Annotated in this window: 9 protein-coding genes and 1 pseudogene; 3 read left to right on the top strand and 7 right to left on the bottom strand. The window is 56.2% G+C overall.

Features of this window, described 5'->3' with window-relative positions:
• Positions 1-3 precede the first annotated feature (3 nt).
• Complete coding sequence (locus N1030_RS08280; RefSeq protein WP_265828812.1) at positions 4-954, top strand: ATP-binding protein; 951 nt, start codon at positions 4-6, stop codon at positions 952-954.
• A gap of 121 nt (positions 955-1,075) precedes the next feature.
• On the opposite strand, the gene N1030_RS08275 is transcribed toward N1030_RS08280, so the two are convergent.
• Complete coding sequence (locus N1030_RS08275) at positions 1,076-1,282, bottom strand: hypothetical protein (RefSeq protein WP_265829130.1); 207 nt, start codon at positions 1,280-1,282, stop codon at positions 1,076-1,078.
• Between N1030_RS08275 and N1030_RS08270 the strand changes: the two genes are divergently transcribed.
• Positions 1,196-1,981, top strand: coding sequence for a substrate-binding periplasmic protein (locus tag N1030_RS08270; RefSeq protein ID WP_338033331.1), 786 nt, complete (start codon positions 1,196-1,198; stop codon positions 1,979-1,981). The two genes, N1030_RS08275 and N1030_RS08270, sit on opposite strands and share 87 nt — an antisense overlap.
• 119 nt (positions 1,982-2,100) lie before the next feature.
• Here the strand turns inward: N1030_RS08270 and hydG are convergent, their stop codons facing one another.
• Complete coding sequence (hydG, locus tag N1030_RS08265; protein WP_265828811.1) at positions 2,101-3,591, bottom strand: [FeFe] hydrogenase H-cluster radical SAM maturase HydG; 1,491 nt, start codon at positions 3,589-3,591, stop codon at positions 2,101-2,103.
• A 203-nt stretch (positions 3,592-3,794) separates the two neighbouring features.
• Positions 3,795-5,258 (bottom strand): 4Fe-4S dicluster domain-containing protein, encoded by a 1,464-nt coding sequence (locus tag N1030_RS08260; RefSeq protein WP_265828810.1) that lies wholly within the window; start codon positions 5,256-5,258, stop codon positions 3,795-3,797.
• A gap of 404 nt (positions 5,259-5,662) precedes the next feature.
• Here N1030_RS08260 and N1030_RS08255 point away from each other — a divergent pair, with 404 nt between their 5' ends.
• Positions 5,663-6,379 (top strand): TerC family protein, encoded by a 717-nt coding sequence (locus tag N1030_RS08255; protein WP_265828809.1) that lies wholly within the window; start codon positions 5,663-5,665, stop codon positions 6,377-6,379.
• Positions 6,380-6,440: 61 nt separating this feature from the next.
• Here N1030_RS08255 and N1030_RS08250 read toward each other — a convergent pair.
• From N1030_RS08250 to fdnG, 4 genes and pseudogenes are all read right to left on the bottom strand, one after another.
• Positions 6,441-7,157: pseudogene (locus N1030_RS08250) on the bottom strand (molybdopterin-guanine dinucleotide biosynthesis protein MobB); the annotation flags it as partial.
• Positions 7,158-7,323: 166 nt separating this feature from the next.
• Entirely contained in the window at positions 7,324-8,805 is a 1,482-nt protein-coding gene (locus N1030_RS08245; protein ID WP_265828808.1) for a tetratricopeptide repeat protein, read from the bottom strand.
• Positions 8,806-9,168: 363 nt separating this feature from the next.
• Positions 9,169-9,885 carry a 4Fe-4S dicluster domain-containing protein gene (locus N1030_RS08240; RefSeq protein WP_265828807.1) on the bottom strand — a complete coding sequence of 239 codons (717 nt, stop codon included), beginning with the start codon at positions 9,883-9,885 and terminating at the stop codon, positions 9,169-9,171.
• A 3-nt stretch (positions 9,886-9,888) separates the two neighbouring features.
• On the bottom strand, positions 9,889-12,921 hold the full coding sequence (gene fdnG / locus N1030_RS08235; RefSeq protein WP_265828806.1) for a formate dehydrogenase-N subunit alpha: 3,033 nt from the start codon (positions 12,919-12,921) through the stop codon (positions 9,889-9,891).
• Positions 12,922-12,939: the final 18 nt, after the last annotated feature.

The following is a 12,939-nucleotide window of genomic DNA, read 5'->3' as shown; positions in this document are numbered from 1 at the left end:
GACATGTTGCAGTTTGAACGAGTGCTGGAGCACATGGCCCATCCTTCCACTGTGCAGTTGTACAGGGAGTTCCGCAAGAAAGAGGACTTCTCCTTTGCGGAGTTTCTGCACGGCTATTTCTATTTGCGTTTTCCTTATTTCTACATCGGCATCGGCAAGGGGCATCATCCCCTTGCCCGGTATCTCAACGAGCCTCTGTGCTGGATAGCCGACCGCCTTGGCCTCTGGAAGGAAGGCGATTTTGCCTCCGCCAAGGGAACCGGCGGCTTTGCGGACACATACCACGGCAAGGTTCTGCGGACCGAATCCGCCCGCAAGCTGATCATGGTAAGGCGGAATATTGCCCTCCCCAATCTGGAAAAGGTGTTGCCGTATTCCTCGGCAAAAGACCTTATTTTGGAACATCCCGACCATATTGTGCTCTTCGACTGCCCCTGCCGCGTGAACAGCGAGAATCCCTGCTTGCCGATAGATGTGTGCATGATCGTTGGCGAACCCTTTGTGACCTTCATAGAAGAGCATCATCCCGACAAGAGCCGTCGCATCACGCCGGACGAAGCCGTGCGCGTGATTGAGCAGGAGAATCGGCGAGGTCATGTGACCCATGCCTTTTTCAAGGAGGCGGTACTGGGGCGTTATTATGCCATCTGCAATTGCTGCGCGTGCTGTTGCGGGGCCATGCGCGCCCACTTCAACGGCGTTCCCATGCTGGAATCCTCAGGGTATCTGGCGCAGGTGGATGAAGAGCTCTGCGTCGGGTGCGGCAAGTGCGCAAAGAAATGTCAGTTCAGCGCCATTCGTATGAAAGACGCTGTGGCGGTTGTGGATGCCGGATTGTGCATGGGGTGCGGAGTATGTCGGTTCCAGTGCGCAAAGAGCGCCATTACCCTTGCCCGTAACGAGGAAGCCAGCGAGCCACTTGAGATAGACAGTCTCGCTCGGGAGGCCGTGTAGGAAGTGGCCTGAGCAGGTGGGGCATCCGCCGCTCCGCACAGCCGAATAGTCGGGCAGCCTTGTTTTTAGCCAGTCGGAAATCCTGTAAGCAGGTTGGATGCGATATTGTGTTTGGTTACCATTAATATTTAAATCTTGGTGATTTACTTTTTTTGTGCGCCGTACTAAACATGGGAGGCTTTTGTAAGGTTTGAGGACCATCAATTGATGTTATAATACGCCAGAAATGCAAGGGGGCAGCATGAGGCGGTTGGTTTTTCTGTTGTGGATAGTCGCCCTTGCTGTCGGTTGCTGTTCCGTTTGCCATGCCAGGCAGAAGAACCTTCATATCTCTACCCTCCAGGACTTCTATCCCTTCGTTATGGAGCGGGATGGCCGAGCAGAGGGGATAGATATTGAGGTTGTAACCGAATTATGTGCAAGAATAGGCTATTCCTGCGACATTGAGACGTATCCATGGAACAGGGTGCTTTCCAATGTGGAAACGGGATTCAGTGACGCAGGTTTCTCCGCTTTTTATACAAAGGAAAGGGCAGCTTACGCTACGTATCTGCAGTATCCCATCCATAACAGCATCTATAGTGTTTTTGTTCTGAAAGGATCCGAGTTTACCTTTTCCTGTGCGAAGGACTTGTTCGGAAAACGTATTGGTACCAATCGGGGGTTTTGTCTGGGGGATGAATTTGCTCAGGCCGCTTCCGAAGGCAGGTTCGTGGTGGAGGAGGTCGGTGATACGGATTCCAACATCCAGAAACTCCTGCATGGCAGGCTGGATTGCATCGTGGCAAATTATTATGAAACCATGACCCTTCTTGACCAGCAGGGCCTTGCGGGCAGGGTGGTAGCTTTGCCGGTTCCGGTTGTGCCTCCAAAGGGGGCGTATCTCATAGTTTCCAAGATGTCCGGCGTGCCGGAACGGGATGCACTTATTGCGCGTATGAATGAGGCCCTCAAGGGAATGTATGAAGACGGCACGGTAGATCGTATTACCGAGAAATATCTCAAGGTGAAGCAGGATTCCAGGTAGTGCCGGACACTGCCATATGAATGAAGAAAGGGGCGGGAGTTATATCCCGCCCCTTTTTATTGCTTCGTATCGGAGCTGTTGCCGGGCTTCTGTCATGGCAAGGGCCATTGCATGTGCAATCAGATGTATAAGTCCCTTTCTCCGTTTCGGATACGCGCCAGCAGGCTTTGCAGCTTCTGGCGGCGGGATTCGGGCTGGGCTTCCAGTTCGCGTTTAATGAGTTGTTCGCCTTCCGTGCGGGTCTGCGGGCTTGCGTAGTCGAGCAGGTATTCCTGAAAGGTGAGCAGGGAATTGGGATGGCAGAATTTCTGGATGCCCCCGGTTTTGGCGAGATCCATGAAATGGTCGCCGGTACGGCCCGCCCTGTAGCAGGCTGTGCACCATGAAGGCAGATAGCCGTGGTTGGCCACGATGTCATGGACCACCTCGTCCAGAGAGCGGTGGTCGCCCGTGGCAAATTGTTGCGCCTGCGGTCTGCCTGAGTTTGACGATAGATGGTCGGCCGCATGTGAGTCGCAGGCCGGTCTGTTCCTGTTCTGGCTGGCAGCGCGCTGCGCATCTGCATAGCCGCCCGGATAGGTCCGTGATGCGGCGGAGATTTGTGATACGCCCACTTCGATTAGTCTGGTCCGCAGGGGGGCTGATTCCCGTGTGGAGAGGATGAGTCCGGTATACGGCAAGGCAAGGCGCAGTACGGCCACAATGCGGGTGAAATGTTCGTCCGTCAGGGCATGGGGCGGGCGGTTTGCCACGTCTGCACCAAGGGCGGGCTCCAGCCGTGGGAAGGAGACCGTGTGCGGGCCCACGCCGCAGTCCTTTTCCAATTGTGCCGCGTGGTTCAACGTGGCGAGCAATTCATAGTCGGGATCATGCAAGCCGAACAGCGGGCCCATGCCCACGTCGTCAATGCCGGCTTCCATGGCGCGGTGCAGGGCGTAGAGGCGCCAGAGATAGTCCGACTTGGGGCCTCGCAGGTGCATGGCCGCATAGGTAGGACGATGGTAGGTTTCCTGAAAGCACTGGTAGGTGCCTATGCCTTCAGCCTTGAGAATGCGGAAGTCTTCCACGGAAAGCGGTGCGCAGTTCACATTCACGCGGCGTATCTGGCCGTAGTCTCCCGAACTTGTCTCATAGACCGTGCGCATGGTGCGGGCTATCCACTCCGCGCCCAGCGTGGGGTGCTCACCATACACCAGCAGGAGACGTTTCTGTCCCTGCGCTTCGAGAATGCGTACTTCCTCGCGGAGTTCATCGTCCGTCAGGGTGCGTCGTTCAAGCTTGGTGTTGGTGTCCTGAAAACCGCAATACAGGCAGCGGTTGCAGCACTCATTGGTAATGTAGAGTGGAGCAAACAGGACAAGGCGATTGCCATAGATGGCTTTCTTCAGGCGGGAGGCAGTTTCCAGAATAGCCTGAGCATCGTCGGGGGCTTCTGCACGCAGCAGGCAGGCTGCTTCCTCCATGGACAGACCGGCTTTGGCTTCAGCCTTTTCCAGTATGTCGCGAATGCGGAGGGAATCGTCCTTGCGGCTGCTTCGGGCACCGGCAAGGGCAGATTCTATACGGTTGTGGTCAATGAAGTCCGGAAGGTGGCGGGTGGTGTTACGCATACAAACTCCTGATGCGTTTGCCTGTAGTACTGCGGGGGCGAGCTGGGGATTGGGGGGTGCTATAGGAGTGTTGCGCCGCCCCCGCAGTGCTGGAAAAGTGGACCGGGGATGTGGGCTGCCCCGGTCCAGTGGGCTAGAGAGAAAGGTTTGCAGGCATAATCAAACTCGGAGTGGGCAAACTCCGTTTTTTTCTCTCGTGTGGGTCAGTCAGCGGCCCTCTCGGCGCAGAGAGCACTTGGACTGGATGATGCGTAGTCGGTGCACTTCTTGGTGGCCTTGCGGGCGGGTACGATGGTTGCGGGACCGGCCACGCAGCCGCCTTCGCATCCCATGACTTCCACAAAGTTACCAGGGGCACCCTGCTTTACAAATTTTTTCAGTTCCTTGAGGGACTTTGAATTCAGACCGTCCACAATGGTGGGCTGCAGAATCTCGGCGCGCTCATTGATCATGGACCGGATGCCTGCAGTCACTCCGCCGCTCACGGGGAAGCTGCGGCCTTCTCGGCAGCCGGCAATGCCGAATTCACTTTCCTCACATTCCGAAATGACAACGCCCTGTGCCTGGAACATGGCTTCCAGTTCCTGAAAGGTCAGCACGTAGTCCACCAGTTCGTCGTTGGTGCCCTCGTGGCGTTTGGCCACGCAGGGGCCGACAAAGACGGTACAGGAATTATCGTCCTGCTCTTTCACCATCTGGGCGGTGTAGTGCATGGGGGTGCGGGTGTCGGAAACAAAGGGCCCCAGTTCGGGAATGTGCTTGCGGACAAGCTCCGTGTACGCGGGGCAGCACGAGGTGGTCATGAAGGGAGCCCCGTGTTCCATACGCTCAATGAACTCGTTGGCTTCAAGACGGGCGGTGATGTCCGCACCTGCGGCCACTTCCACCACATCGGCAAAGCCTATCCTGCGCAGCGCGGTCGCCAGCTGCTTCATGCTGGCGTTGAATTCGCCCGCAATGGCAGGCGCTATCATGGCAACCATGGACTGCTTTTTCTTCAGGCCCTGCATCACGTCAATCATCTGCGAACGTTCAAGTACGGCCGTGAAGGGACAGGCGGCCATGCATTTGCCGCAGAAAATACATTTGCCGTAGTCGATCACTTCCTTGCCGCTCACGTCCTTGGAAATGGCGCCGGTGGGGCAGGATTCTTCGCAGGGGATGGGGATGTAGACAATGGCGTGGTAGGGGCAGGCGTCCATGCACTTGCCGCACTTGATGCACTTGTCCGGATCAATGACGGACTTGCCGTTCACTACCTGCACGGCGTCCTTGGGACAGTGCTGTACGCAGGCTTCGGCAAGGCAGCCGCGGCATGCGCTGGTGGCCTCATAATGGGTGCGTACGCAGCCGTTGCAGGCCTCATCGATGAAGGTGATCATGTTCCCGCTCAGCCGTTCGCGGTTGAGCGCTTCATGGGCATAGGCGGAAAGAGGCTTGAGTTCGTTGTCTTCATTCTCGATGGCAAAGCCGAGCGTTGCCATGCAGCGATATTTGATTATGGCGCGGTCGCGATAGATGCAGCAACGTGAGCTTTTCTGGGAACGGGGGCGCATTTCCTGCGGTATGCGGTCCACGGCGGCTTCGAAGTCTTCGCTGTGAAAAGCTTTGGCAACACGGACCATGATTTCGAAATGGATCGTATTGTCGTAGTTTTTGAAGTACATGCGTATCTCCGTTTCCTGCGCCATTAGCGTGCATTATGCGGGCAGGCCTTCTGGGGGCCGCCTTGCCGCGTTACGAAAGTATGGGTTGTTTACACAAACAATTTCTGCTTATCAAGTGGGGTGACACTATTATTTTTGAGTGATTGGCCTTTGTGGCTGGTATAGCGGAAGAATTGGGCTCGATTTTCTTGACGGCAGGCAGATTGAGGCAGATAGTTCCTTCCTCACCTCATCAGGGGAGTAGCCGTTTCCGGCGTGTGCCGGAAAGCATGCACCAACAATCTCGGGCCGTTCCGGCTCTGGCGCATGCGGGGGAACCTTGGCAAGACCTGAAAGCTGAAGGGCGCTCGGACCGTCTGCAGGCTTTTCGGTTTTCGCTCTCCTGTCCGCACAAGGTATTTTCCATGTTCACATGGCTGCTTGATCCCCATGCGTGGATCGGTTTTCTCACGCTCACCGTGCTTGAGATTGTGCTCGGTATCGACAACATAGTGTTTCTCTCCCTTGTCACTTCCCGTCTTCCCGCCTCGCAGCGTGACAGGGCCCGGAGAATCGGTTTGCTGCTGGCCATGGGAATGCGCCTGGTCTTGCTAGCGTCCATATCGTGGGTCATGTCGTTGACATCCCCGCTCTTTGAAGTGCTCGGCAGGGAAATCTCAGGGCGCGATCTGATTCTGCTGGTCGGGGGCATGTTCCTGCTGACCAAGGCAACCATGGAAATCCATCATGAGATGGAGGACTCCCATGCGGAAAACGCGCCTCGCGCCTCCGGTTTTGGTGCTGCCATTGTGCAGATCGTGCTGCTCGACATCATCTTTTCGCTGGATTCCGTCATCACGGCGGTGGGGCTTGTGGAGCATCTGCCGATCATGATGCTTGCCGTGATTGCCTCTGTGGGGCTCATGCTGTTTGCAGCCAAGCCTATAGGCGAGTTTGTGACAGCGCACCCCTCGTTCAAGATGCTGGCCATGGCCTTCCTTCTTCTGGTGGGCTTTACGCTGGTGGGCGAGGGGGCTGGTCTTCATGTGCCCAAAGGCTACATCTATTTTGCCATGGCTTTCAGCCTTGGCGTGGAGTTGTTGAATCTGCGCAGAGCCCGGAAGATGGGGCTGACCAAGTAGGCGTGAAGAATAAAGGGAGGCGGTTGCCCGCCTCCCTTGTTGTATCATGTATAGGTGGGGGTCAGTTATTGATGGTGATGACCACCTCTCCCGGAGCGTAGCCTTTGAGTTCTCCCAGCATGCCGGTGATGCTGGAGCGGATGATACGTTCCACAAAGGGATTGAGACCGACGGGCGAACCGTTCACGGTAATGGAAAAGCCTTCGGTGTTAACGCTCTTGCAATCGCGTATCACGCCTTTGCCTTTGACAATGGACTTGGCAACGCCTTCGCAGGTTCCGGCGTTGCAGGCACCGCAGTCCAGCCCGGGTAGCAGGAAGGCCCGTTCTTCAACCAGCGCGGCAAGCTTGTCCAGAGTATCTTGACGGTATGATTTGAGATAGGGGGCGGCCACGTCGCCATAGGTTGCCAAGGCAAGGCCTCTGTCGAGGTCTTCTGCTTCCGATGCGGACTTCAGGCATAGAATGCGCGGAAGCCACGTGAGGTCCTTACCACCTTCCACCAGCAGAATGTCCGCCTGCGCGAGAGGCAGCAGGTCAATGAGGTAACGCTTCTCTCCCCAGAAAATGGCTGTTTCCTCGGGGCCGAGCCCGATGACAGTGCGGTTGGGGCCCGCAAAAGTGGCGGTGTCCGTGCCGTCCTTGTCCAGACCGTGGTGGGTGAATTTGGCAATGGCGATTCTGTGGCCGCGGGCCTCAAGGGCTTCGGCCAGTTTTGCCGTGAGAGTGGTCTTGCCTGATTTCTTGTAGCCGACAATGCCGACAGCTTTCATGTATCTTCTCCTGTGGGTGTACGCAGGAGACTAGCATTGTTTCGGGCTGCAAGGGAAGTGCGGAATATGCCCGAAGACAAAGGCGATATGCAGGATTGGAGAGACGTTGATAACTATGAATGCCGATAGGAGTCCCGGAGGAACAGGGTGGAAGCCGATTGGCAGAAAGGGCTTATGTCCTCTCGGAGGTAAGCTGCTGGGCCAGTGTTGCCGCTGCGCCGTATAAGGCGTTGTCTTCAGGTATGCATTCAAGACAGAACAGGGCAACCTTTGTCTGATTGGCTTTTGCGAATATTTGCCCCATTGCGAGGGCTGTCTCCGGTCTGTTTTTGCACAGTTCCGGGTTCAGCTTCAGGGCGTTGGCAAGCCGTCCGCTTGCCGATTCGAAATCTCCGCCTTCAGCAAAGGCCAGCGCCATATTGTACTGGATGTTCTCATCCTTGGGGGCAAAGCGTGCCGCTTCAGAGTAGGCTTCAACCGCTTCGCTCCAAAGCCCCTGCTTTCTGAGCGATATGCCGAGCCGGTTATACGTGTTCATGGCCAGAGGGCTGTTGGTGCCCTTTATGGTTCTGAGGCTCTGCCTGTAATAGGCCGCCGCGAGAATGGGGTCGTGATCAAGTACAATGTCGGCGATATTCATGATCATTTCGCCAACATTATTCAGTGCTTCGGATTTTGCAGCTCTGATGGCCGCATCAAAATAGGACTGGGCCGCATCCGGCGTGCCGTTTTCCATGTAAATCTGTGCAATCTTGATTTTTCTATTGTAGTTAAGCGGCGCGGATTTATCTAGTATTTTTAGATACTTCAGTGCATTGTCCCAGTTGCCGTCCTCAAGGTGTATGGTGGCAATGCGTTGGCATGGTTCAATGATGTTCTGGCAACATTTTTCAGCTTTTTCGTATGACTCCAGGGCTTCAATTCTTTTCATGAGCCCCTTGAGTGCGTCTCCTTTGAGTATGTGTGCCGCACTGTTGTTCGGGAGTTGCAACAGGATGGTGTTTGCTACTTCTATGGCGTCTTCAAACAGCCTGTCGGCAAGCATTCCGTTACCCTCATTGAGCAGGAGCTGGATTTCGTTCTGCGGTTTTATGGTGCTCGCAATTTTCTTGATTACCTCGTTGGCACAGGTAGGAATGGCAAGGCAGCTGTCTACCCCCTCTTCGTAGAACTGGTAGAGCCTATGCTTGTCCACGCCGTGAGAGATCAGAATGATGGGAAACTTAGGAAAGGTAGCCTTCATGAACTGCAGAAATGACAGAGTTAATTCGCAGTCTATAGTGCGCTGGAGAAATATCATGGGGGTAAGTCCGCGGCTGGCGCAGAGGTGTACTAGCTCCGCTCCGCGTTTTATGTCGTGAATCAGCCGTATGAATTCCGGTTCAAGGCCTAGATCATAAGATAGGGCGGCTTTAAACGTGGTGTAAAAATTACGGTCGGTGGTTATGAGGAGGAAAATTCCGGTGTTGTCTACGAAGTCGTATATCGTATCGGCATATTTATGGATTGTTTCCTCATCGGTTTTCACTATGTAAAGGTTTTTGGATTTGGGAGCACGCAATTGTTCTGCCTGCTGCGCTTCTTCTGTCGCAAGTCCTTTTACTATATAAAAGTTTTGCGTTAATCCTCGTTTGTTATGTGTTCTTCTGGTCATGCGACTCTCCCGCAGAGGTGTGACAGAAAACCATATAGTAAGACTACCAGATATGCTTTGCCGATCAAGATCAGTTGGCGAATAATAATCAAATTACAGGGTGCTCATTCAACCCAAACCGCCTGCGTCGGGTGAAACGCAGGCGGCAGGGATGAGTCTCCGAGAGAATCGGAGGTGCAGTGCTGTCGGGTGTAACAGCACGAACAATACATTTCATTCTCGGTGCACAACCGGCAGGTCTGTGCGCCGTGCGGTGCTGCCCTGTGCGGGAAACGGGAGGGCAGCAAAACAAGTCCGGCGGACTTCCTCCGTTGAGAGAAGAAGCCCGCCGGAGAGTTTCAGGTTGTGGTCACCGTATGGCAGTTACGCCTTACGGTTCTGCCTGCCCATGATGCGTGCAAACATCTGCTTGCGGTTCATGAGCTGCGGGCTAGCATCGGCAACGGCCTTCTCAAAGTACTCCGCAGGATCCTCCTGGAAGAGGTATACAACGCGCACGTCGTGGGGATCGCCCAGAACGGCCTTGGGATACCGCTTCTTGACAATGGCAAGGCGCTCTTCTGCCAGAGCCATCATCTCATCCTCTTCTCCGAAGCTCATGGTTCCCGTGGGGCAGGAAAGGACACACGCGGGCTTCATGCCGTTGTGCACTCTGTCCAGACACATGTCGCACTTGGAGAGCATCTTGGACTCGGGATCAAGGCGCGGAATGTCATACGGGCAGGCTTCGCGTACGCCCTGACCGTCTACCAGCTTGGTGTACTCGGTGAAGATGATGGCGCCGGTCAGTTCATCCTTGAGCACTGCGCGTTCGTCATCCAGATCCGCCTGCCCCTTGCAGGGCGGTTCGGTACAGTGGCGGCACTGCTCGGGGAAGAACAGCCAGTCCACCTTGCCGTCTTTCATGATCTCCGTGAAGCGCACCAGCTTGTAGGTGATGAACGAGAGGTCGCGGGGGTTCTGGTGCGAGCCCCAGTTGATGGTTTCCTCTGCGGGGAGCTTGTGCCACTGCTTGCAGGCAATCTGACAGCCTCGGCATGCCGTGCAACGGGTAAGGTCGATGAAGAACTTCTTAGCCATGGCTTACGCTCCCTGCTTTTTTCTCACGTCAACCATGAACGCCTTGGTCTCCGGAATACCGGTGTTCGGGTCGCCCACGGAGGGAGTGAGGAGGTTGGCGGAATCTCCGCCGTTCTTGGGGGTTACCCAGCCGTAATGCCAGGGCAGACCGACCATGTGTATTTCGTTGCCAAGCACCTTGAAGGGTCTGATACGCTTGGTCACGATGGCTACGCAGTCGAGCTCGCCGCGCAGGCTGGAGACCTTGACGTGCTCGCCGTTTTCAATGCCGCGCAGGGCGGCCAGTTCTTCGCTGATTTCACAGAAGAGCTGGGGTTCCGCTTCAATGAGCCAGTCTTGGAAGCGGGTCATGAGACCGGTCTGCCAGTGTTCGGTCACGCGGTAGGTGGTGCCGACGAACGGGAAGCGCGGGTCACATACTGCGCGGTCTTCACCTGCGACCTTGAACGCGGTGGGGTTATGCAGCTGCGGTGAGAAGGGGTTCTCCAGCACGGGGCACTCAAGCGGCTCGTAGTGCTCGGGGAAGGGGCCTTCCTGACGGCCGGGGCCGAATATCTGGCCGTAGCCATGCTTCTGCATGATGAAGGGATGCTTGGTGCCCGGGTCCCAGCCGCCGTCCGGCACGTCGCCTATCCACTTGCCGTCCTTCCAGCTGATGACGGCCTTTTCTGGTGCGTAGGGTACGCCCTTGGGGTCAACAGAGGCTCTGTTGTACAGAATGCGGCGGTTTACCGGCCAGCACCATGCCCAGTTGGGATAGAGGCCAACCTTTTCCTGTTCGGCGGTCTGCGTCTTGTCGCGGCGGGCGGCCATGTTGCCCTTTTCCGTGTAGGAACCGCAGTAGAGCCAGTTGCCGGAACAGGTGGAGCCGTCGTCCTGCAGGAAGGCGAAGCTGGGAACCTGCTCGCCCTTCTTGTAGAGCTTGCCCTTGATTTCTTTGTCCTTCAGGAAGTAGCCGTTGATGAGCTTGGCTACCTTGTGCGGATCGAAATGACCGTGGTCGTTCTGCCAGTCGCCGGTGTTCAGGCCGGTGATGGGGAAGGGGAAAGTGCCGCCTTCCATGCGGTAGAGTTCACGGATCTTTTCCATCAGCTCAAGGATGATGTCGCCGTCGGGCTTGGTTGCGGCAAAGGGCTTGGGACCTGCGTAACGCCATTGCATCCAGCGGCCCGAGTTGGTGACGGAACCTTCTTTTTCAATGGAAACCGCGCAGGGCAGGAAGAATACTTCCGTCTTGATCTTGCCGGGTTCCATGTTGGGACCCTTCCAGAACGAAGCGGTTTCGTTGTCGAAGATGTTTACGTTCACCATCCAGTCCAGCTTGCCCATGGCTTCGCGAGTCTTGTTGGCGTTGGCGCCACCGCAGGCGGGGTTCTGCCCCCATGCGAAGAAGCCCTTGAACTGGCCGTGGGACATCTTGTCGAAGAGCGACAGCCAGTAGTAGTTGGTCATGGGCTTGTGGCCGTCCAGCTTGGGCATCCAGTTGTAGCCGTCTTCAAGTGTGGCGCCGGGGTACATGGCCTTGAGAAGGCTGGCGATGTACTTGGGCTTGTTGCCCCACCAGTTTGCGGACATGGGATCTTTGGAAGCCGGGGTGTTGCCCTTGTTGTATTCCACAAGGGTGGGCCACTTGGAACTGGGGGTGGCCATGTAGCCGGGGATGATGTGCACGAGCAGACACTGGTCGGTGGAACCCTGCACGTTGGATTCGCCGCGCAGTGCGTTCACGCCGCCGCCCGCCACGCCGATGTTGCCAAGCAGAAGCTGGATCATAGACATGGCGCGGATGTTCTGCACGCCCACGGTATGCTGGGTCCAGCCCATGGCATACATGATGGTACCGGACTTGTCCTTCTTGCCCGTGGCGGCGAATGCCTTGTAGACCTTCAGGATGTCTTCCTTGGGCGTACCGGTGATGGAGGAAACCTTGTCCACCGTGTAACGCTTGTAGTGCTCCTTCATCAGGTTGAAGACGCAACGCGGATTCTTCAGTGTGACGTCACGCTTGGGTACGCCGTTCTCATCCAGTTCGAAGTTCCATTTCGTCTTGTCGTAGGAGCCCTTCTTGGGGTCGAATCCGGAGAACAGACCGTTCTTGAACTTGTAGTCCTTGCCGACGATGAAGCCGGCGTTGGTGTAGTTGACGATGTAGTCCTTGAAGTACATCTCGTTGTCGAGAATGTACTTGATCATGCCGCCGAGGAACGGAATGTCCGCACCGGAGCGGATGGGGGCGTACATGTCGCACTTGGCCGAAGTACGCGTGAAGCGGGGGTCCACATGGATAAGGGTTGCGCCCTTGTCCTTGGCCTTCAGCACCCATTTGAAGGAAATGGGGTGGTTTTCGGCAGCGTTGCTGCCCATTATCAGAATGCAATCACTGTTCTTGAGGTCGATCCAGTGGTTGGTCATCGCACCGCGTCCGAACGACTCTGCCAGAGCCGCTACAGTTGCGCTGTGTCAAATCCGCGCCTGATGTTCTATGAACACCAGGCCGAGTGATCTGAGGAAGCTCTGGTAAATCCAGCATTCCTCGTTATCCATTGCGGCGGAGCCGACGGAGGCGATTGCCTCGGTGCGGTTGACTGCTTCACCCTTCTCGTTTTTCAGTTGGAAAGATTCGTCGCGGGTCTGCTTTACGCGCTTTGCGATCTGTTCGTAGGCCCATTCCCACGATACGGGCTTCCATTCATTGCTGTAGGGAGCGCGATACATGGGGGTTGCGGGACGGCGGTCGTTTTCTGCGAGCTGCCAGATGGATGCGCCCTTGGCACAGAGAGCGCCTTCGTTGATCGGATGGTCCGGATCGCCTTCAACGTTGATGGCCCGGCCCTGTCCGTCTTTGGCGGTGTGCACGATAAGGCCGCAGCCGACGGCACAGTAACAGCACACGGAGGTGGTCTGTTTGGCCCAGTGCAGCTTCAGCAACTGCGCCTGTGCCACGGTGGGGGAGAGACTCAAGCCGAGTCCGCCAAACGCGCTGGCGGTGGCCGCTCCGGCCGTGAGCTTGAGGAATTGTCTGCGTGAGACTGACATTCTGCCTCCTTCGATTCC

Source organism: Desulfovibrio mangrovi, from assembly GCF_026230175.1.
Lineage (GTDB): Bacteria > Desulfobacterota > Desulfovibrionia > Desulfovibrionales > Desulfovibrionaceae > Halodesulfovibrio > Halodesulfovibrio mangrovi.
This window is presented reverse-complemented; position numbering and strand designations above follow the sequence as displayed.

Excerpts from the sequence above, each read along its gene's own strand:
- N1030_RS08260 (WP_265828810.1), bottom strand. The coding sequence starts at position 5,258 with ATGTACTTCAAAAACTACGACAATACGATCCATTTCGAAATCATGGTC.
- N1030_RS08255 (WP_265828809.1), top strand. The coding sequence starts at position 5,663 with ATGTTCACATGGCTGCTTGATCCCCATGCGTGGATCGGTTTTCTCACG.
- N1030_RS08280 (WP_265828812.1), top strand. The coding sequence starts at position 4 with ATGTTGCAGTTTGAACGAGTGCTGGAGCACATGGCCCATCCTTCCACT.
- N1030_RS08275 (WP_265829130.1), bottom strand. The coding sequence starts at position 1,282 with ATGAAGGTTCTTCTGCCTGGCATGGCAAACGGAACAGCAACCGACAGC.
- N1030_RS08270 (WP_338033331.1), top strand. The coding sequence starts at position 1,196 with ATGAGGCGGTTGGTTTTTCTGTTGTGGATAGTCGCCCTTGCTGTCGGT.
- hydG (WP_265828811.1), bottom strand. The coding sequence starts at position 3,591 with ATGCGTAACACCACCCGCCACCTTCCGGACTTCATTGACCACAACCGT.
- N1030_RS08240 (WP_265828807.1), bottom strand. The coding sequence starts at position 9,885 with ATGGCTAAGAAGTTCTTCATCGACCTTACCCGTTGCACGGCATGCCGA.
- N1030_RS08245 (WP_265828808.1), bottom strand. The coding sequence starts at position 8,805 with ATGACCAGAAGAACACATAACAAACGAGGATTAACGCAAAACTTTTAT.